This window comes from Alteromonas sp. PRIM-21 (assembly GCF_027563165.1).
Taxonomy (GTDB): Bacteria; Pseudomonadota; Gammaproteobacteria; order Enterobacterales; family Alteromonadaceae; genus Alteromonas; species Alteromonas macleodii_A.
This window is the reverse complement of sequence record NZ_JADOEK010000016.1, coordinates 44,759-66,136: the sequence shown is the minus strand read 5'-3', so window position 1 is coordinate 66,136 and position 21,378 is coordinate 44,759. Positions and strand designations below refer to the sequence as shown.

General features: G+C 43.2%; 17 protein-coding genes and 1 tRNA gene. 6 read left to right on the top strand and 12 right to left on the bottom strand.

Going from position 1 to position 21,378, the window contains the following annotated elements:
- Positions 1 to 260 precede the first annotated feature (260 nt).
- Complete coding sequence (locus IW644_RS17890; RefSeq protein WP_269918736.1) at positions 261 to 980, top strand: hypothetical protein; 720 nt, start codon at positions 261 to 263, stop codon at positions 978 to 980.
- Between the two features lie 46 nt (positions 981 to 1,026).
- Here the strand turns inward: IW644_RS17890 and IW644_RS17885 are convergent, their stop codons facing one another.
- Both IW644_RS17885 and IW644_RS17880 read right to left on the bottom strand, forming a co-directional pair.
- A complete protein-coding gene (locus IW644_RS17885) occupies positions 1,027 to 1,356 on the bottom strand; it encodes a hypothetical protein (protein ID WP_179982531.1) in 330 nt (109 codons plus the stop codon).
- A gap of 187 nt (positions 1,357 to 1,543) precedes the next feature.
- Entirely contained in the window at positions 1,544 to 2,353 is an 810-nt protein-coding gene (locus IW644_RS17880) for an MbnP family copper-binding protein (RefSeq protein WP_269918735.1), read from the bottom strand.
- Between the two features lie 451 nt (positions 2,354 to 2,804).
- On the opposite strand from IW644_RS17880, the gene IW644_RS17875 reads away from it, so the two are divergent.
- The 3 genes from IW644_RS17875 to IW644_RS17865 all read left to right on the top strand — a co-directional run bounded on the left by IW644_RS17875 (position 2,805) and on the right by IW644_RS17865 (position 4,977).
- Positions 2,805 to 2,881, top strand: a tRNA-Ile gene (locus IW644_RS17875).
- Between the two features lie 158 nt (positions 2,882 to 3,039).
- Entirely contained in the window at positions 3,040 to 4,227 is a 1,188-nt protein-coding gene (locus tag IW644_RS17870) for an MFS transporter (RefSeq protein WP_269918734.1), read from the top strand.
- 174 nt (positions 4,228 to 4,401) lie between these two features.
- On the top strand, positions 4,402 to 4,977 hold the full coding sequence (locus IW644_RS17865) for an outer membrane beta-barrel protein (RefSeq protein ID WP_269918733.1): 576 nt from the start codon (positions 4,402 to 4,404) through the stop codon (positions 4,975 to 4,977).
- Between the two features lie 154 nt (positions 4,978 to 5,131).
- Here IW644_RS17865 and IW644_RS17860 read toward each other — a convergent pair whose 3' ends face one another.
- The 5 genes from IW644_RS17860 to IW644_RS17840 form a co-directional block, all read right to left on the bottom strand.
- The gene (locus tag IW644_RS17860) at positions 5,132 to 6,232 is read right to left on the bottom strand and encodes a mechanosensitive ion channel family protein (RefSeq protein ID WP_269918732.1); all 1,101 of its coding nucleotides are present in this window, start codon (positions 6,230 to 6,232) and stop codon (positions 5,132 to 5,134) included.
- 265 nt (positions 6,233 to 6,497) lie between these two features.
- Positions 6,498 to 9,926 (bottom strand): M36 family metallopeptidase, encoded by a 3,429-nt coding sequence (locus IW644_RS17855; protein WP_269918731.1) that lies wholly within the window; start codon positions 9,924 to 9,926, stop codon positions 6,498 to 6,500.
- 201 nt (positions 9,927 to 10,127) lie between these two features.
- Complete coding sequence (locus IW644_RS17850; protein ID WP_269918730.1) at positions 10,128 to 10,532, bottom strand: hypothetical protein; 405 nt, start codon at positions 10,530 to 10,532, stop codon at positions 10,128 to 10,130.
- 98 nt (positions 10,533 to 10,630) lie between these two features.
- A complete protein-coding gene (locus IW644_RS17845; RefSeq protein ID WP_269918729.1) occupies positions 10,631 to 11,545 on the bottom strand; it encodes a PA2778 family cysteine peptidase in 915 nt (304 codons plus the stop codon).
- A 31-nt stretch (positions 11,546 to 11,576) separates the two neighbouring features.
- Positions 11,577 to 11,957: a PA2779 family protein gene (locus IW644_RS17840; protein ID WP_269918728.1), complete on the bottom strand. Its 381-nt coding sequence runs from the start codon at positions 11,955 to 11,957 to the stop codon at positions 11,577 to 11,579.
- Positions 11,958 to 12,489: 532 nt separating this feature from the next.
- On the opposite strand from IW644_RS17840, the gene IW644_RS17835 reads away from it, so the two are divergent.
- Entirely contained in the window at positions 12,490 to 14,082 is a 1,593-nt protein-coding gene (locus IW644_RS17835; RefSeq protein ID WP_269918727.1) for an ABC-F family ATPase, read from the top strand.
- Positions 14,083 to 14,199: 117 nt separating this feature from the next.
- Here the strand turns inward: IW644_RS17835 and IW644_RS17830 are convergent, their stop codons facing one another.
- The gene (locus IW644_RS17830) at positions 14,200 to 15,096 is read right to left on the bottom strand and encodes a hypothetical protein (RefSeq protein WP_269918726.1); all 897 of its coding nucleotides are present in this window, start codon (positions 15,094 to 15,096) and stop codon (positions 14,200 to 14,202) included.
- A gap of 411 nt (positions 15,097 to 15,507) precedes the next feature.
- Between IW644_RS17830 and IW644_RS17825 the strand changes: the two genes are divergently transcribed.
- Positions 15,508 to 16,275: a MipA/OmpV family protein gene (locus IW644_RS17825; RefSeq protein ID WP_269918725.1), complete on the top strand. Its 768-nt coding sequence runs from the start codon at positions 15,508 to 15,510 to the stop codon at positions 16,273 to 16,275.
- A 154-nt stretch (positions 16,276 to 16,429) separates the two neighbouring features.
- On the opposite strand, the gene IW644_RS17820 is transcribed toward IW644_RS17825, so the two are convergent.
- The 4 genes from IW644_RS17820 to hutC form a co-directional block, all read right to left on the bottom strand.
- Positions 16,430 to 16,972: a CreA family protein gene (locus IW644_RS17820; protein WP_442864463.1), complete on the bottom strand. Its 543-nt coding sequence runs from the start codon at positions 16,970 to 16,972 to the stop codon at positions 16,430 to 16,432.
- 69 nt (positions 16,973 to 17,041) lie between these two features.
- Positions 17,042 to 18,634: a histidine ammonia-lyase gene (hutH, locus tag IW644_RS17815; protein WP_269918724.1), complete on the bottom strand. Its 1,593-nt coding sequence runs from the start codon at positions 18,632 to 18,634 to the stop codon at positions 17,042 to 17,044.
- A gap of 2 nt (positions 18,635 to 18,636) precedes the next feature.
- Positions 18,637 to 20,397: a urocanate hydratase gene (gene hutU, locus IW644_RS17810; RefSeq protein WP_269918723.1), complete on the bottom strand. Its 1,761-nt coding sequence runs from the start codon at positions 20,395 to 20,397 to the stop codon at positions 18,637 to 18,639.
- Positions 20,398 to 20,503: 106 nt separating this feature from the next.
- Positions 20,504 to 21,226 carry a histidine utilization repressor gene (hutC, locus tag IW644_RS17805; protein WP_269918722.1) on the bottom strand — a complete coding sequence of 241 codons (723 nt, stop codon included), beginning with the start codon at positions 21,224 to 21,226 and terminating at the stop codon, positions 20,504 to 20,506.
- Positions 21,227 to 21,378: the final 152 nt, after the last annotated feature.

The window sequence follows — 21,378 nt, the reverse complement described above, 5'->3', positions numbered from 1 at the left end:
CACCCATAAGCTAGTTAAGTTTTATGATGTTTACGCTACAGAAGCGTTAAAATACGGTTACCTGAGTTGTAGCGATAAGCGCACAAAAGATAAGGTTTAACTATCTATCTAAACTGTTATTAGTCGCGCTTAACACATACTTTGAAACAACCTAAGAATTTTAAAATTGCTAGCTAATGTTAAGAAGCGCTAAAATATCGAAAAACGTAAATCTAAAGTAGGCATGTCGTAAGCCAATAGCATTAATTCAAGGAAGAGAAATGTTAGAGCAGCAGCACTATCACCATATAAGAGAGCACATGCAGCCAGGCGACATCATTGCGTTTGGCGGAAACAGTTTGTTTTCCCGATGGACAAAATTTACTACACGTTCCGCCGTTACCCATGTTGCCGTAATTACACATACCAAAGTTACACATACTAAAAATACGCATACTAAAGCTACGCATACCAAAGCTACACAATCCATGGTGCACGACCAGGAAAGAAGCCAGTATTACAATCATGTTATGGAGGCTACGTCTTTCAAGGGCAAACGGGGCGTTATGACAAACCGGCTAAGCGAGCGTGTTGCGTCGTATGACGGTGATATTTGGTGGCTGCCCCTATCAAGAGCATCGCGTAGTATATTCGAACAAAACAAACACAAATTCTTTGACTTTATGTGCGAGCAAGAGGGAAAACCCTACGACGTACTTCAGCTATTCGGTTCGGCTGTAGACGCACTCGATGATCACCCTCTATTTAGTAGTATTAGCTATAATAACGAGGATTTTAGCAGTTGGTTTTGTTCAGAACTTATTGCTGAAGGCCTAAAGACCGCGGGTGTGGTAACAGGTGTAAACTCATCCGAGGTAACCCCAGTTGACATCTGCCGGTTCAATATCTTTAAAAAACGTTATGTGCAGCTTAAAGGGGAAGGCCGAGTTATCGCAGGCTTTAATTCTTTAGTGCCAGACAATTGGGGTCAGATTGCCTAACCCCACCTTGCTAAAAGCCCATTTACCTGAGAAGGTAGTTCTGCCCTTAGAAAATACTGTCTTGGTGAATTTTAATAAACATACCCGTACCAATTTTCGAGTAGTCAATTTTATATTCTTTTCCATTTAGCGTTTGAATAAACACTAAAGTTTTTTCGTCACCGAAAACGTCGCTAGTCGTTACATCAACTAGTTCCATATCCATCATTTTCGCATCGCGCTTATTCTCAGGTATTTTACCTTCATATTGCTTAATGCCTTTGTAAGTTACAAGAATTGGCGGGTGCTCATCACCATTGATAACCAATAAATCTAACTTTCTAATTTTATGAATGATGGTGTTTCGACCACTTGTAATGAAGGGTTTTTCAGTCATTCTCATCTCCGCGACCGCTTACCTGCTTTTTATAATTAACATAGAATGTGAGGGTTGAGTCTATCACGATGTTAATAATCAGCACATAAGCATTTGGTTGATATATGTGTGCAAAGTATAAACATAAATTACGAAATGTGAGCAATAAATCGCTAACTTTTAGTGTTTGAGTAGGTTTATTTCAATTTTACTGCCATTTTATCCACGGTCTATAAACCAGATTATGAATAAGCTTCTCACAAGGCTTAGTTTCAGGAGACTTAAAAACACAGCTTTCAGCTTCGTTGATATCAACTTGAGCTACTATGTTAGAAACAGAAACCTCTAAGTCTAAGTCAGTATCTAACTGAGTCATTGGCAAAATAAATTCAACGCGATTAGTGAATGCACATGACTTTTCAGGTGCAGTCGACGCTGACTCAGATGCACACCCTACGCTTCCTAGGTGATAAGACCATTTAGGTGTTTCTTTACCGCTTTTTGAAACATCTAACCTTAGAAACCGGTGCCCGTTTTGACGACTCAAAAACATTGACTTATCGTTTAATGGCGTTGGTTGCGTAAGGGGGTCAGCATGGTTAACGTTAAAAGGTAGCCCCATAGTAAAACGAAGGTTAGTTGCTAATTTTAAGAGTTCCTCTGACACATCTAACACTATTTTGCTGTTAGCATCGTCTGGGTTGCTGCACTTATTGTGAAATTTCAACAGTGCTTCATTTGGCGTTTGCCACTGTGTTTGCTTGAACTTCACCCGTTGCCATTTTCCATCTATGCGCACTTCGGGTTTGCTAAGATAGAATCCGAAATAATCGATATTCCAACGCTGCTGACCAATGCTCATAATCATTGGGCACGCGCCTGTGTCTACACCCACAAGTTTAAAGGGTATTTCTCCAGCTTCGCGCCCTTTAAGATTAATCACGTCGCACCCTACCAATGTAAGCAAAGCAGCGAAAAGCAACGTATATACAGCTTTCATGCGAAAAGGTATCTTCATTTACTTCAATAATTCCTTCAAATATTCCGCAGCCAGAAACCGCTGCACTTTCACCCACCACATAATAGATAAAATGAGTGCATGACTATTAAACGCAATAGTGCTGCTTTTAGCGTTTGTGAGTCAAGGCTGACTAACATACAAAAAGAGTAAATAACCGTTATTGGACAAAGAAAGTGTTAGCTTTTCTTCCAGTGCTTTTTTCTTATGCTTTTTTCTAGTGCTTTCTTCTAGAAATTGGGGAGTGGGAAGTATTGGATTTCGAGTAGTGTTTGCTAATTCTATTCATAAAACAAGTAAAACAGCGACAAAATGAACAAAAATAAAGCAAACAATTCACAAAGCCATCAGCTAGGCGTGACAAGGTAAATAAAACTGCTTATACTTGCGCTCGCTTGTGATTGTTATGCAAAACAATTTGCGGACATAATTACGCAGCACATCTCAAAATGGCCCCATAGCTCAGTTGGTTAGAGCATCCGACTCATAATCGGCAGGTCCCCTGTTCAAGTCAGGGTGGGGCCACCATTTCTCTTAGCGCCACGTATTGATAACACCGTCCCTTTCCTAGGCTTACCGTTGTACACTACTACTTAAATTTGAAAAAGCGCCTTTATTAAAACTGTAATACCTCATCTGTAGCCTATCTTTATTATTAGCCTACTTTGTTACCGGTTTCTTATTAGATGAAGCACACCATGTCGCGCAAGGCGTTTTACTCGCTAACGGTTACCTTCACTATTTTGTCTGTTCTTGGCCAAGTCTCTACCAGCATTTATAGCCCCTTCTTTTTTGACTTAGCGACTATGTATGGCAGTCAGGTGCGCATAATTGAGCAAAGCGTAGCTGTGTTTTTAGTCGCCTTCTCAATTTCACAGTTAGCGTCTGGCATAGTGTGCGACTACATAAGCAAGCAAAGTTTTTTGTTCTGCGGAATCTTAGTATTTATTGCAGGTACACTTATGGTGGCGCTTGCCAGTGAAGAGTCTACTTTTCTTATAGGACGTGTGGTGCAAGGCTTGGGTGGGGGCGTTGGCGTATCAGTATCGCGAGGGCTGTCACGTCAAATATTTAGCGAAAAGCAGCTAAATACTTCACTTTCACTCATCAATATTGCCTTTGCAATTGCGCCAGCAATAGCGCCGCTAATAGGCACAATAATTGGCGAGTCATTGGGTATTTCCGCAATTTTTTATTTCGTGCTGGTAATGGGGCTACTGGCCCTACTTTTGCTATTTTCAGTGTCTAGCATTCTTAGACATTTTACGCCGCCAGTATCTGATAATGTTTTTAGTTATACGTTAGTACTTATAAAAAGCGCAATAGTAAAGCTTGTCTCGGTAGGCATGGCTAGCGGGCTTTTGTATGGCGTTGTGTTTTGCTTCTTAACCATCGCGCCTTCTATGGTAATGCAGCAGTTCGGGCTTTCTAAAACTCTGTTCTCGGTTTACTCACTGCTAGCCACTTTGTCTTTCGTTGTAGGCAGCGTATTTAATATTTGGCTGAAGTCTTTGTCGCCTTTGCAAAAGTTCAGGATATCTAGCCTCTGTTTAGCGGCATTTTCCGTGCTTTTTGCATTGACAGTCTTCTTAAACATAGAGAGTGGGTTAGTCAGTATTTTGGCTTACTGCTATATCACGTTCTTTTTCATCGGTATCGCTATGCCTTGTAGCGTAACTATTATGCTTGGTTATTCTGAAACGTCTGCCGGTTTTTTAGCAGCTCTCACTGGCTTTTTTCATCTGACAGGAGCCGCCATTGGCGCTTACGCTGTTACGCTACTAACTCTAGAGCCTACCGAGGCTTTTAGTATAGCAACTTGTGCGCTAAGTATTGCCAGTATCGCTATTTGCTTCACATTGAAAAAGGACTAGTTAATCATTCTTTCGATAATGCAATTGCAATAACGCGTTAAAAACCGCGCCGGCTATAGCCAATAAACGAAAACTTCTTGTACTAACCTATTTGGTTTCTCAAAACTCATCCCCATAATGTTGAAGCTTCCAAAAGTGGTTGGAAGTTTTTTTGTTAAAAGGATATTAGAAACAATGAAACGTACTATTCTCGCCAGTATCTTTGGCGCGCTTTCTTTAAATGCATTCGCAGCTTCGCCTTCATATGACTTCGTTAAAGCTGGATATGTACAAGCAGATATTGAAGACGCAGGCGACTTCGAGCCAACAGGTTTTCAAATTCAGGGCTTTAAATCACTAAACGAAAACGTCTACCTAACAGGTCGTTATGGCCAGCTAAGCGAAGACGTATCTGGTATCGATATTGATTTAGACTATGTGTCTGCGGGTATCGGCTACCGTTACGGCCTTACGCAAAATACTGACTTTTTTGGTGAAGTTACTTATGAATATGTAAACCTAGATGTTGAATTAGATTCTATCTCTGGTGAAGACGATAACGGCTATGGCATTACTGCCGGTGTACGCTCAATGCTTACAGAGCAGTTTGAGCTTCGCGGTGCGATTCGCTATATCGACATTGAAGAAGATGATACTGCTTTTGAAATTGGCGCAGACTATTTCTTTACGCCGCAGTTTTCATTCGGTGCAACTTATGTCATCGCTGACGATGTAGACCTACTAGGTGTATCAGCGCGCTACACTTTCTAATACGCTAGCATTATGAAGGCCTAAGCGCATTAAAGCCACGTTTTCAAACGTGGCTTTTTTATGCTCAGCGGTTATTACCCTTATTGATGAGATAACGCGGTGCGAATCTGCATTTTACAAAGTGTAACGTTAACATCATCAATTTTTCTCAGCCTCATGGCCTTGGATGCTCATGTGCTGTCGACAACTTATTAGCCGCGCCTTCTTGCTCCATATTAAGCGCAGTAATTGGGAAAGGTATTACAATACCCTCTTCATCAAACCGCTTTTTCAGCATTTTGATAAAGGCGCTTTTAATAAAGAAGCGATTAAAGTATTCACGGGTTCTCAGCATAACAGTTAAGTTAATACTAGAATTGTCGAAGGTGTGAAACAACACAAAAGGTTGGTAAGTTTCAACACCAAACTCATGCTGCTCTAAAATAGTATTGGCTACCTCTAAACAGACCTTTTCAACATGGTCTAAATCAGAGCTATAGTGAACGCCTACATCTACAGGAACCGAAAGTTCGCGCTCAGGATAGTAGTAATTAATCAGCTTTGAATTAGAAAGCTTGCTGTTCGGCATAATAACGATGTTATTGGGCAGCATTCTAACCCATGTAGAGCGCCAGCCTATTTTCTCAACAAACCCTTGTTCTCCTGAGTCCAGTTCGATGAAGTCACCAATGCGAATAGGCTTATCCATTACTAACTGAATGCCTGAAAAGAAGTTTTCAAGCGTGGGCTGTAGGGCTAGTGCTACTGCAAGAGACGTAATACCTAATGAAGCAACGATGGGCGTTATCGATACTCCCATAGTGCTTAATATGATTAAAATGGCGAGTACGGCAAACACTGCTCTTACTGCACCACCTGCAATAGCGCTGGTGTTTTTTACAATGGTTGATTGGTCGCGATAACGACTTAAGGAATAGGTAACAAAGCGCTCGAAAAAAAGAAACAGGGTAATTATAAGACCTGCTTCAATAACAATAGTTAACGCCTCAATAGCCCTTTCGTCTTCTATCTGAAATACTGAAACAATACTTTTCACTAACAGCAAAAAGATAACCCAAATAAGCAAATTAAGCGGGGCATTTAATGATAGAACTAGCACGCGATAAATATCAGACATGCTGCTGCTTTCAGAACGCGCCTTGGCTTTCAAGCGCACCAATATAAGGCGCTTAATGATGAAAAGCACAATAACAACACCGACTAATCCGGCTATTGCAAGTACCTGCTTATTTTCAAGAAGTTGGGTGCTATCCACGGCTGACGATGCTCCTGCGTAAAAAGTATGGTGCTTTTTTAATTAGCTATACGTTAATACGGGAAAGAAGACGCAAAAGGTACACCAATTGTTTTGTTTCTATGCAAAGTTCATTATGCAGGTCGTTTACCTAACATAATAAAAAAGCCCCATACTGTTTTCACAACATAGGGCTTTAATTTGTTTCATAAGCCTTTAGCAAGGCGCTTATGTGTAGATCACATTTCGCCTATTTGGCCCAGTTTCTAGGCGCTTTTGCTGACGACTATTTAAGTAAGTTCAAAGGCAATACTTTTCCTGTCACAGGGTTAAATTCGAACGTTACTGTTCCCGTGGTCGCATTACCGTTTTCATCAACGTTTGCGTCGCTGATATCACTTACAAACTGGTCAATAACAACTCGGTATGAAGTCGGGCCATTAGCCCAACCATTTACGCGAACACGATAAGTTTCGCCAGGAACAATACCGCCGCCGACTTGCTCGTTAGAGCCTAAGTTGCCTGAGCTCGACATAATATTGCCTTCAGCGTCTAGCAATTCAAAGTCAAGGTCTGGGACTGCTACTACTTCAACATCTGCGCTTAGTGTTGCAACTACACTCGATGCACTAGGCAGCGCGGTAAATGGGATATCAACATAGTCTACGCCATCAACCAATGCTTCATCTGCAGCACCGACTAATATAACGCCTGTGTGCTCTTCAATATTGTGGTAGACCACCGACTGTTCTTTTGGCTCAGACGTATCAAAGGTAGGCGTTTCGCCCCTTCCCGTTGATGAAGCCCCAGCTTCGTAACCGCTGATCCGTGCTTGAAACGTAAAGAGTTTTCCGTTTGGGTTATCAAACTTTATGTAACGCAGTGCAGATGTTCTATCTACATCCAGCGATTGGTCGAAACGGAACCTTGCTATGTCGCCGTTTTTGCCAGTGCCACCATTGTCTGCATTCAACACGGTAATACTGCTATTGCTAATGTGGGTAATATCGAAATCAACTGGACCGTAAATTCTCTCGTCGCCAGTATTTATCAACGCAATATCGAAGGCAAAAATGCCGTTATTATAGTTAACATTACCCACCTTGTAGTCAACTTGGTCACTCACATCCACCGTGTTCAAACCGGTTGAAGCAATTCCTGACATATTAGAAAAGCCAACCTGACGATTAGAGCTAAGGCTAATTGCGCGTACTACGTATTCATAGTCAAACGAATCTATGCCTTGACCGGCTCCACGTCCTAAACCTTGCCCTTTGTCGATGTAGTAATTGTCGCCCACTATAAATTCAACATGGGTAAAACCAGAGAATGTGAGGTCGCCGTCAAAGTACTCTCGGGTTGGTACACCGGTAAACAAACGTGCATTCGACCCTTTTCTGCGTTTCAGTACTTGATAAGCAAAAGCATCAGGTACGGTTTCCCACGTAATTTCAATCGCATCATCTGAAATAATATGCGCATCAATAGCGCCTGGTGTCGACGGCTTAGCTTGGGTAGCCGTAAACTCGCTTACTGCGGTTGATATAGTCTGTCGACCGCCTATTGGAGCCTTCGCGTTTGCTCCTAGCTCTCTGGCAGCAAAGACACGCTCAATGAGCGCATGGTGGCGACCCGGTGAAGTTAAATCTAGAGGATCGGTCGGATACAGGGCGGCATCTGCTATAAGCACTGCGTCCCTTGCTCGTACAAAGGTGTCTGGCGCAGACACACCTAACACATACATTGAGCCCAAGAAGATACGTTCCCAGGTTTCTTTGCCCAAGCTAGTTTCTTGAGTAGGATCACCCGTTACCGGATCTGGGCGCACGAATTCTTGGCTAGGCTGCACTGCCACCATAAGTTCGCGTAGGTCCCACATAGCTCCCGCGTAAATTTCTCCATCGCGATGCACTTCGAACGCGTTATCTCTTGTACCTAACTGCGAATAACGAATTTGGCTCTGTGCAGAACGAATAAACTCAAATGAGTCGGGATTAACACCCTGCTCTCTTAAGAATTTTCGTAGATCGCACGAGTTAACGGGATAAGTACCTAAATCCGGCGTTTCGCCTACTGTATACGCCCAAAGATCGGCTTGCCCTTCGTTAAGCGCGCCGCCTTCTGGCTCGCCTTCAAAGCCTGCGATAGGCGTTATAGTCGCATGGGTCCCCTCATGAATGGGAACAGAAAAGTCCATTGCTAAATTGTTAAATAAGTAGCCATGACCATAAGCTGTTGGATTAACCACTACCTCTTCACCCGCAATTTCCTGTGATAACGGCACTGCAAATGCGTTGTCTAACCCCAACAGCTTCGCCATAAATTCAGGATCTGCTGGATTATCTGGTGGATCCAGCACATTCGGTATATGTACCACACCGGTTAACGGTACCGCTTCGTTAGGATAGCTATTTGGAAACGAGCCATCACCCACGCCACGACTATGCACAGCATCGCCGTCTTTATGAAGGTAATCTAAATATTCGAGTAATGTGGTGATGTAAATAAACTGGCTGATGCCATCAATGTGGTGTGCCGTTGAAGGTGTTACATGATCATCTTCGACAGGTCTTGCCTCTATGGCAGCATCTTCACTGAAGTGATACGTGCCCGTTGCTGCCTGTGGGAACGGCCCTTTTGTCAGCAGCGCGCTTTCAATAAGCGCGTGCTTACCGGTAAGTAAACCTTCAACGCCTGTTACTAAGTTTGATTCATCAAACTTCCGTAAGTTGATGCGTTCCATTCCTTTTGGTTTCCCCGTGTAGCCACCTGCATCATCCTCTATTAAACATTCGCTTTGCATCGATGGCGTAACTGGCGGGAAGGTTGGAAAATAATCCGCAGTCTGCTGAACTAAGCCAATCTGCTCGGTTTGCGTAGCTTCGTTTTCACCTGTAGGAAGAATGGTTTTAACTCGGTCATTACGCGCCAGAATCTCTCCCGACTGCGCATCGATAACATATTCAAAGACACCAAACGGGTTCGTAGAGTAATAGAAAAACTTCCATGCCAGTTTAAGTTTATTGTTATCTTGTACGACTATTTTCTGTGGAACAGGCTTGGCGAATACGCCGAGGCTTTTCTCTATTTGAGAAAAAGCAGGGTCCAATACATCAAGAGCTTCTACTGGAAGTGTTCGCTTGTAAGACGCTAAATCGGCGGTTGCCACGCTGATGGCGCTATTAGCAGAAAGAACCTGTGTGTTTGCAATAGGCGTATTTATAGCAGTATCGGCGAACACTGCTCTTACCACCTGCGACTCGTCAATTAAAAGACCGACGCCTCTGTCTTTGATTTTTACACCATCTATAACTTGGTCAAATCTTACTAAATGACCACCCAATGCAGCTTTACTGCGGTGAGGGTTAAAAACGAAATCTCCATCACTCAGGCCGCCTAGAAGAGCTGAATGACGACTTATAAAGTCATACCCCATTTGTTCAGGCGACGCCCCCGAAACGTCAATGGCAATACCAAAAACACTGTCTAGATGGCCATTAGCCGTTCTTAACGTAGATGATGGGAACGAAGTTTGCAGTTGGTCTAACGCCATTTGAAACAAATCATTTGCCGGCGGGTTAACAACATTATCAGTGAGATTTATTTCAGCAATACGGTGCGATGAGGTATCTAAAGGAGCGTGTACCGCAGAGGCGCTTGCTACAAAAGGTAAAGCAGCTGCTATCGCAGCATAAATAAGGGTTCTTTTTTTCATTATTCAATCCTTAAAAATCGGAGCTACCAATGCGCTCAGCGTTAATACTGAACTTCCACTTGATAGCGTTAACCAAATTAGGATCGAGCAAAAAGAGAGCATTCACCATAGGGGTTAACCACTAGAGCGAACTGCACCAACCAGATAAGGAGAATTAAGCTTCCTCTCCGCTTAAATGTATTGATTATTAATAGGTTATAACTAAGAAAGAGACTGTAATTTGCTTTTATATTCTTGTTCAAGCCATTCAAAAGCACTTTCAAAACGTGTAAAAAACAAGTAATCCATTGCAACAAGCTCTGGGATCCGTTGATACATTATTCCGCGGATCACCGGCCCTTTGTATACATAGGCTTTTGCAACGAGACCCATTTCGGGAAGACGATTAATAATGTGCTTAACCATATCAAACGCTTCGGGCGTAGCGCCTTCTACTTGGCTAATGTCGGCAAGTAAGGCAAAAGGCTTTCCCTTCAACCCCATAACTAATTTGAAAAGCTCTGCTCGATAGCTTTCGGCGCTACTTTCATTAAAGATGCCATAAAGCTTAGTTGTAATAATCCCATTTGCGTGGGATATCGAAGCGTTGCTCAAATTCTTTGACATATCCAACGTTAGTTTTTCTAAACACTACTAAAGGATAGCTGAAAAAGTAACGTTGGCATTAAATTCGCGAAGTTCTCACTAAGATTCACTGAAAGTTACTACTCTTTTAGTGCTAGCAACCTGTCGTTATCAGGAAAGCGTGCAAGTGCTTGTTTAAGCACGTTGTTTGCTGACTCAAGCCTATTGCCTTTACGCAATGCAATAATATAGTTATGCACATACGCTTGTTGATGTTGGCCTACGTTATACCCTTTTTCAAACCAGGTTATCGCCAGTTTGTTGTTGCCTTCGATATCAGGGTGTTCGAGATAATAATTTGCAATCAGAAAGTAGCTTAACCAATAAGAAGGCCAGGTCTGGGATGCGGTTTCTAAAAACGCTAGCGACTGCGCTTTGTCTCCCACTTTAAGCATATCGTAGGCTGCACTTACATAAGTAAAAGGCCTCATCTCAGAAGACGTCACTTTGGGAGGGACCGGAGCTAAATACCAGTAATTTCCTCTTGCCCAGGTTCGTTCAAAAAGCTCAAGGGACATTTCGTGATTAGGCGTAAGGCCCGTATGTAAAGTGACTGTTCCCCTATCACTATCGAACCCGATAACAACGGCGTAGTGCCACTGGGGTATTAATTGGATAGATAAATTTTGAAAAACAATCACCGGGATGTCTTCTTTAACTAACGATATAATGGACGATAATGTTCCTCGCTCAGTATATGGCAAGAAACCAAATTGTCGTGTGGCGCTAACCATTTCTAGCTGCAGACTCCCTTCTTTATCGGGAATGAACAACTTAGGCGCAATGTCGTTTGGTGAGGTATTTTTTCCATAGTAACCAAACACTTCAGAAAGTGTGGTAGGTCCGCAATAAAACTGCTCTTGGGGAAAAAACGGCACAGATTCAATAGTGTGGGATTCGGGCAACGAGACGAGTCCCTCTTGCCTTAGTTTGTCAGCTTGAGGTGTAGACTGACAGCCTGAAAGTAAAAATAGAAGCGAAAGGCCTGCTAACATGCAGACCTTTTTAACTGAATTTATCATCCAATTAGCTGTTAACTGGACGAATAAACGGGTAAACGTCAGTTACACCAATGAGATCCAAAATTGCGATAATAGCAAGTACAGTAAGCACTGCGCCTACAACACCACCCGCTGGCGCTTGATTAATTTCATCATTTAGTTGCGCAATCTCGCTGTCGGTCATACCGTTGATTCTGGCAATAGCTTGGTTGCTATCTACACCTAAGCTCACTAGTTTACTCTGCACGTCTGAACGGTCGACCATGTCAATAAGCTGCTGCTTATTGTAGTGAGCGGCTTGAGTTTGCATTACAGAGTCTGAGCTAATTGCTTCTGCGTGAACACTACCAGACATTAGAACTGTTGCCGAAAAGCAACCAATCGCAATTTTTTTTAAAAACTTCATGATGTTTCCCTCTTTAAAATGCACAGTTTTATTCTTCTTTTGCGTTACCTAACGCACAGTAAACTAAAGTGAGATAAAACTTCGCACTGATTCAACAGGCGCAAACGCGACCTGCGGTTTATTTTCAGTAGGTAGGTGCTGCAAAATTAAGACCAACCAATAAAGTCTCTTATTTACATTAAATAAGGTTCTACGTTTTTCCATGCTGAAATAGTAGTTTAAGCGAATCTTTAGTACCAAAATGGATGAAAAATTTAACTTCTTCTCTCCTGAATTAAGCATTCACCATACACTCACTTTTATGTAATATTTTCTTTATACTGGAACGATTTGCTCAACGTTAATATAGAGATTAGGCGGTAAACAAATACAACGCGTCACTCTTTCTTGTGAACCCCGTGCAAAAGCTGTTCAAAATTTCCTCGACATAAAGCGCTCAATTCCTTATAGTGCGCGCGCTTTTATATATTAGTGGAGCGATAAACGCTTTCACTACTATCTCTTCTCATCGTTTTACCCCTGGATACCTGTTTTGATTACCACCGCAAATATCACAATGCAGTTTGGCTCTAAGCCATTATTTGAAAATATTTCCGCAAAATTCGGCAACGGCAACCGATACGGCCTTATTGGCGCAAACGGTTGTGGTAAGTCTACCTTTATGAAAATTTTGAGCGGTAAACTTACGCCAACCTCGGGCAACGTCTCGATGGCGCCGGGTACGAAGCTAGGTATATTAAGTCAGGACCAGTTTGCGTTCGAAGAATACAGTGTGGTTGACACCGTGATCATGGGTGACCGTGAATTATGGGAAGTTAAGCAAGAGCGTGACGCCATTTACAGCAAGGCTGAAATGAGTGAAGAAGATGGTATGCGCGTAGCAGATTTAGAGACCCAGTTTGCCGAAATGGATGGCTATACAGCCGAATCCCGCGCCGGTGAAATTCTAACATCTGCTGGCATTGATGAAGACTATCACTTCGGTTTAATGAAAGAAGTGGCTCCAGGTAAAAAAGTACGTGTACTTTTAGCCCAAGCCCTATTTGCCGAGCCTGATATTCTGCTTTTAGACGAACCAACCAACAACTTGGATATCTACACTATCAGCTGGCTTGCAGAGGAACTTAATAAGCGTAAGTCGACTATGCTTATTATTTCGCACGACAGACACTTCTTAAACTCTGTGTGCACACATATGGCCGATATCGATTATGGTGAACTACGTGTTTACCCAGGTAACTACGACGATTACATTCAGGCGGCCATGCTAGTTCAGGAGCAGCTTCATGCAGAAAATGCTAAAAAGTCAGCGGAAATTGAAGAGCTGCAAAGCTTCGTAGCGCGATTCTCTGCCAACGCATCGAAAGCAAAACAAGCTACCTCGCGTGCACGTCGTCTTGAGAAAATTGAACTGGCTGAAGTAAAAGCGTCTAGCCGTCGTAAGCCTTATATTGTGTTTAAGCAGCACAAGAAACTTCACCGCCTTGCTATCACCCTTGAAGAACTGGGACATAGCTATCCAGACCTTCCGTTGTTCGACAAGGCTAATTTATTGTTGGAAGCAGGGCAGCGCTTAGCCATAATCGGTGAAAATGGCGCAGGTAAAACTACGCTTTTAAAATGCCTAGTGAATGACATTGAGCCTACCGCTGGTAGCTATAAGTGGGCAGAAAATGCCGCAATCGGCTACATTCCGCAGGACAATGCCAAGTACTTTGCTGAAGATATCACTATGTTTGAGTGGATGAGCCAATGGCGCAGTCCGAAACACGATGACCTTCAAATTAAGGGCATGTTAGGCCGTTTATTGTTTACTTCTGACGATTTCAATAAGCGTGTGCAGGTATGTTCTGGTGGTGAGAAAAACCGTTTATTGTTCGGAAAGCTTATGCTTGAAGACATCAACGTATTGGTAATGGACGAGCCTACCAACCACATGGATATGGAATCGATTGAAGCGCTAAACAATGCACTTTATAAGTTTGATGGCACAGTGATTTTCGTAAGTCATGATCGCGAGTTCGTTTCATCACTGGCTACCCAGATCATTGAAATAAAAGACAAACAGCTGAACCACTTTGATGGAAACTACGAAGAGTTTTTGGCTCATAAAGAAAACGCATAGGTAACGTAAAAAGGGGCGTACAAATCACCAACATCACCTACACGCCTTTTAGGTTTGGATGGTAAACCCCAAAAAAACGGGCACTTAAATAAGTGCCCGTTTTTGTTTTTTTATAATCTATTTATTGGAAAAGTACTTGGCCACCGTTTCAGCTAAACGATCGAAGTAACTAATGATTGAATCTTTGATAGGCGCTAGCTCTTTTTCTGTAACTTCATCAAAGTCTTCAGGTGGGACAAATTCTTCAATGCGCACGTTCTTCATTGCGTCATCTTGTAACTCTTTAAACAAAGGTTTCGACGCTATGTCTACGGGCTTGTCTAAGCTTTCAATGCTGATATCAAAACTTGCTGACGCGATGTAATAATCGGTTCCCAAGAAGCTCCTAGTAAATAGGCCGAAACCTTCACTTTGATGTTCTGAGCAACCATAAGTACCGCATTCTGTAATGGCTACTGTTGGTGCCTCTTGAACAATAATAATTTTTGTAACACCGTCAGCTAACAGCGATTTTCTAAGTGCATTTTGATTTTCATTAAAAGACCAATTATTGTCTTGCTTCACCACAAAATCTAGTTGCCATGCTCCTTTAACTTTGGGTGATACATCAACCACTTCAAATCGGCTTGATTGCTCTATTGCTGTTTTAAGTTTAGTAAAAAGCGTAGACACTATCTGCCAGTCGTATGCGTACTCTTTCGTGAAGTTATTAAACTTAGTCGTACCAACATGGGTGTGCGATGGGAATTCATTAGCATTGATGAAAACCCCTATCTTTTGCTTCGGTACTTCTGTCGGCTCTTTAGCTTCATCGGCTTCGTCCTCGCTTACTTGCTCTGAACCATCAACCTCTTTATCTAGCGCATCATTGTTTGTTTGTTCACCTGAACTTGGTTTATCGGCATTAATCTCTGTAGGAACACTTTCATTTGGATCCACACCTCTTTGCGTTACACATCCTGTTGCCAGCATTAATATGGCAACCAGCACACTAAACTTTGTCACAAACTTCATAACACTTCCCTATTTCAAAGCTAATGAGCTTAATACTGAATTTAGACTATTCTGGTTTTGCACAAACCCTGCTCTCAGTGTATTAAAAGCAATTTTCACTATCGATAGAAAGTTACTTTAAGCATTCTCATATACAGTTTAACTTCCCTAAACACTTTAAATTTACCTGTAACAAACAACCTTCACACGGCTTCCAGTGATTTCGTTTTCTCATAAAGGAAAAGCTAACAATAGAGGGGATTATCGCCGCTACTGCAATAGTGAGTTAGTTGATTTAGTAGCCACTCATTTTGAGAAAGAGATAGCCCTTTTAGATTACACCTTTGAATAAACACTGTACGTGAAGAGCAGGCAAAGAATTGATCGAACCTGAAGTTTAGGCTGTATTGTGATTAAAAAGGAAATTAATTAATGACTCTATTAAAGTGTTTAGGCTCAGTAAGCCTGTCAACATTACTCGTGTTCTCCTCCACCGTTTCTGCACAGCAGTCAGCAAGACCACAACAGCCTCAAGGCTGGATGTGGGGTTTTGGTGTTGCCGCATCTCAAGACGTTTATACCGACTTTGATAACCGTATTGTGCCTATTCCTATTATTGGCTACACAGGTGAAAAGCTTAGGGTTTACGGGCCATTCATAGGTTACGAGTTATTTAGAGAAAAGGGCCTCACCCTTGATGCCCAACTTGTGCCGGTATTTGCAGGTTATGAAGAAGATGACAGTGCCGTGTTTACAGGTATGGAAGATAGAGACTTTAGCTATGCGGCTGGCGTTGGCCTCAACTATACTGCGGGCAGCTGGGTATATTCATTATCAACCAATGCGGATATTTTGGGCAAGTTCGATGGCTACCAAGCGTCTGCTCGAATAGGCAAACAGTTTAGAGTAGATAACTTCATGATAGAGCCATCGGTCGGCGTTACCTACCAAGACAGTAACTATGTCGACTACTATTACGGTGTACGTCCCGAGGAAGCTACTGCGTTTCGAAACACATATAACGGCGATAGCGCGCTTAATACAGAAGTCCGCATTGCTGTTTCTACCCGCCAGTTTTTAGGCGGTATGACGCGTTTAGAGGTTGGCGCGACTTTCTTTGACGATAGCATTAGCGATAGCCCGCTAACCGACGATGACACCGCATTAAGTGCCATGCTGGTTTATACGCGCTTTTTCTAAGCGTTTACTACCTTCTCACCAAAGATGTGTAAAGTTTCATAGCTAAGCTTTTTTACTAGTACATAAACGCTATTGCGCTTAGCCTTAAAAGCTATGAACACCATTAAAAATGCCCTCACTTTCGAGGGCATTCGCGTTATATTCACATTAGTATTTACGTTGACTTTTTGAAGGCAAGCGTCTCCCACAGGGGAACAGTAGACAAGCTATGTTTGTAACTTCCTGATGTTTCTTTAGTACTGTAAGACAAGTAAATAAGCGTCTTCGAGTCTGCATCATAAATTCGTCGAAGCTTCATGTTTTTGAAAAACACGCTTTTAGATTTTTTAAATATCACTTCACCGGAATCTGACTTATCAATAGCTTCTAGCATCTCTGCTGTGATTGGGCCGGTTTGTCTGCACGCTATAGAGCTGTCTGATGGGTCAGACAAATCTAAATTCGCTTCAATACTTGAAATATGACAGGTAACGCCAGTGACAACAGGGTCTTGAAGCGCATCAATTTTAATATCTTTTGTGGTAAAGAGCCCAAGCGACACGTCGCCAACTTCGCTATCACTACAGCCTGCTAATGTAAAAAGCGAAGCAGTGAGTAGCCCAAGCACAGAACCTTTGAAAGCGGTGCTTTTTATTGAAATCTTATTTGAAAAAGCACGGTGTTTTTTGAACTTCATCCCACGTCCGCTTGTTTTCATACCTTTATCGCCTCTATGCTAATTATAACCTTTTATGTACCTACTCGAATTACCGAGTCTGTGATCATTTTAGCCTAACAGGTTTAGCTGTATTTTATCCATAAGCGCATACTGTTTTATAAGTTGCTTGGCTTTTTCTATATCTGGCGCGAAATAGCGGTCCTTGTCGTAAAAAGGCACCTGCTTTCTTAGCAGCTGTATTAATTCCTGCAGCTTTTCACTCGTTGTTAAAGGTTTTCTAAAATCTAAACCTTGGCAGGCCGCTAACCATTCAATGGCTAAAATGCCCGCTACGTTGTCAAAAATGTCTCTTAATCGCCTTGCCGCAAATGTAGCCATAGACACATGGTCTTCTTGGTTAGCAGACGTAGGCAAAGAATCGATGGATGCGGGGTGCGCCAAGGTTTTATTTTCACTAGCAAGTGCAGCACAGGTCACCTGCGCAATCATAAACCCTGAATTTACCCCACCGTTTTCAACCAAAAATGGCGGCAAGCCGCTTAAGTGAGTATCTATCATTAGCGACATTCTGCGCTCTGACAGTGCGCCAATTTCAGACAGCGCAATAGCCAACATGTCTGCTGCCATCGCCACCGTTTCCGCATGAAAGTTTCCGCCAGACAAAATATCGCCAGCGGTCGCTTCGCCAACATTCGAACCATCAATGCTTTCAACAAAAACTAGCGGATTATCGCTAACGCCATTAGCTTCAGTCACTAGAATATCTTGGGCGTAGCGCATTTGCTGTAAACAGGCCCCCATTACTTGCGGCTGACAGCGCAATGAATACGGATCTTGCACTTTTTCACATTTTTGGTGTGAGTTACCAATCTCAGAGGTATCTAACAATGCTCTAAACGCAGTCGCCACATCACACTGGCTTTTATGGCCTCGTACCTCGTGAATGCGCGGGTCGAAGGGCACCCGAGAGCCTAACGCGGCTTCAACCGTAAGCGCACCAATACCGATAGCACTATGAAGCGCATTTTCAGTATAAAACAGCCCCTGAAGAGCAAACGCTGTTGATGCCTGTGTACCGTTTAACAGTGCCAAGCCCTCTTTGGGTGCCAGCGCAATAGGCCGCATACCAGCTATTTCTAATGCTTTGGCCGCACTAATACGTTCTCCTTTATAGAAGGCTTCACCTTCCCCTAAAAGCACTACACTCATGTGTGCTAAAGGGGCTAAATCCCCACTAGCTCCTACCGACCCTTTTTCAGGAATGGCAGGGTAAACCTGTGCGTTAAATAAAGTAATCAGCGCCTCTATTACGCTCAACCGAATGCCCGAATAACCCCGTGCTAGCGAATTAATCTTTAGCAGCATAAGTAAACGCACAGTGTCCTCTTGCATAAAGTCACCGGTACCGGCCGCATGAGAAAGTACTATACTGCGCTGCAATAACTCCAATTCATCGACATCAATTCGCGTATTAGCCAATAACCCAAAGCCCGTGTTAATGCCGTACACGGTTCGATTTTCTTCTATGACGTTCAGCACTACTTGCTCGGCAGCGTTTATGGCAGGTATCGCACTTTCAACCAGCGACAAGTGAATATGGTTTCGATGTACTTCTCTTAACTGTTCTAGGGTCAATGTGCCAGGAACCAGCATTAGCTTTTTAATACCGTCTTGCTCAGTGAAAAAAGACGTCTGGGACATAACTACGCCTCCCCGTCTAAGTTTTGGTGTGAACTATTTTGGTGTGAATGAAAGCTAGAACTTGAACCTTCATTGCCAGCCCCTTGATTATTAGCCATGGAATTTACCATAGGAAGGTCAAGGTTGTGTTTGGCGGCACAATCTTTTGCAATGTCATAGCCTGCATCGGCATGACGCATTACGCCTGTGGCGGGGTCGTTATGAAGTACCCGAGCTATACGCTCGGCCGCTGCATCAGTACCGTCACAGACAATAACCACGCCTGAATGTTGACTGAAGCCCATTCCTACGCCACCGCCATGATGAAGGCTCACCCAAGTCGCACCGCCTGCGGTGTTTAATAGCGCGTTTAATAACGGCCAGTCCGAAACCGCATCTGAACCATCGAGCATGGCCTCAGTTTCTCTATTTGGGGAAGCGACCGAACCAGAGTCGAGATGATCTCGACCAATCACTACCGGAGCGCTTAGCTCACCACTACGCACCATTTCGTTAAACGCAAGTCCAAGCTTTTGTCTTTCACCTAGTCCAACCCAGCAAATACGCGCAGGCAGGCCCTGGAACTGAATGCGTTCTTTGGCCATATCTAGCCAGTTATGTAGATGTGGATTATCGGGTATAAGCTCTTTAACTTTAGCGTCCGTTTTATAGATATCTTCTGGGTCGCCAGATAAAGCAGCCCACCTAAAGGGGCCAATACCCTGACAAAACAGCGGTCGAATATAAGCGGGTACAAAACCCGGGAAATCAAAAGCATGCTCAACGCCTTCTTCCAGCGCCATTTGCCTAATGTTGTTGCCATAATCGAGCGTTGCCGCGCCTGCCTGTTGAAAGCCCAGCATGGCTTTAACCTGTAATGCCATCGACTGCTTCGCTTTTTTAATCACACAAGCTTCGTCTTTTGTACGCTGCGCTTCGGCTTGATCTAGCGTCCATCCAACCGGCAGATAGCCATTAAGCGGGTCGTGAGCACTGGTTTGATCGGTTGCGACATCAGGAATGATCCCTTTCTCTAGCATATCGGGAAATACTTCAGCAGCATTGCCGAGCAAGCCTATAGAGACTGGTTTACCGTTTTGTTTGGCTCTCTCTAGTAGTTGCATAGCTTCTTCAAGTGAATGGGCTTTTTTATCTAAATAGCCTGTGCGAATTCTGAAATCTATGCGGGTTTCATCAACTTCCACTGCCACCATTGAAAAGCCAGCCATGGTAGCCGCAAGTGGCTGTGCTCCACCCATACCGCCTAAGCCGCCCGTTAAAATCCAGCGCCCTTCAGCATTGCCGTCAAAATGGGTTTTAGCCACGCTCACAAAGGTTTCGTACGTGCCTTGCACAATGCCTTGCGAGCCTATATATATCCACGACCCTGCCGTCATTTGGCCGTACATCATCAAGCCTTCTTTATCCAGAGCATTAAAGTGCTCCCAATTGGCCCAGTGTGGAACAAGGTTAGAGTTAGCAATTAACACGCGAGGTGCGTTTTCATGGGTAGGAAATACGCCAACAGGCTTACCTGATTGAACAAGTAATGTTTCGTCAGTATTTAAGCGCTTAAGCACTTCAACAATTTTGTCGTATGACGCCCAGTCTCGGGCCGCGCGCCCAATGCCGCCGTAAACTACCAAGTTTTGTGGATGTTCCGCCACTTCTGGATCCAGATTATTCATCAGCATGCGAAGCGGCGCTTCGGTTTGCCAACTTTTTGCATTTAACGTACTGCCTCTTGGGGCACGAATTTCTCTTGTAGGGACGAGGCGTTTCATAAACTTCTCCTAGGCATCTTTTTCTTTTACTGAAATATTGTTGTTATAAGAAGCAGTATCTTTATAAAAAGCGCCTTGAGAGTTAGCGTCTTAGGCGCGTTTACACTTAAAACTCCAAGTGTCCTCCCAGTCGGTATCTACTGCCAGGGTGGAACAACACGGCGTGGCTAACCACAGCGGCTGTCCCATTTTCATTACCCGTTCCACGGGAAAATGTCCTTCGAGTAATCTTTAGGCAAGGCTCTTTAGGCTTTATCAGTAACGCTTGTGCAATATCTTTTTCAACAATTACAGCTTCTACGCTATGGTCCGCCTGTGAAAGTGGCGCGACTTGATTCAGATAAAAGTTTGCGGTTTGCGCTTTAAAATCCTTATCTAAGTAGTCGTTAATCCAAGCTGGATTAACCCACCTGTCTTCATACTGAACGGGCAAATTGTTCTCACAGTGAACGATAATGCTGTGAAATACAGGCTCTCCTACATCAACGGCTAGGCGCTGTGAAATAGCATCACTGGCAGGTGCAGTTTCAAGCACCAATATCTCGTTAGTGTATCTATGCCCCCGCCGCTCAATTTCATCGCGAATACTTTTGATTTCTAACATTGAACTCATAGGGCGGCTATCTGACACAAAAGTGCCTATCCCCTGACTACGCATTAAGATACCTTCATCTACCATTTCACTTAACGCACGTCGTGCAGTCATTCGACTAACACCATGTTGCTGAGCAAGTTGGTTTTCTGAGGGCACTTGACTACCCGGCTTCATTACACCGCTTTCAATAGCCTCTAAAATTGCCGTTTTAATTACCCTGTATCGAGGTTGCATATCGTGGGTTCACAACTAAATTGTTAATAATATGCTAACAGCATACTTGTATATACAAGTATGCACAAGTACACTGAATTTAAAAATCTGCACATTGTTTCAGTGAAGGCACTGGCTAGAACTAGGCAAAGAGCTAGGCAATAGGTGACTTA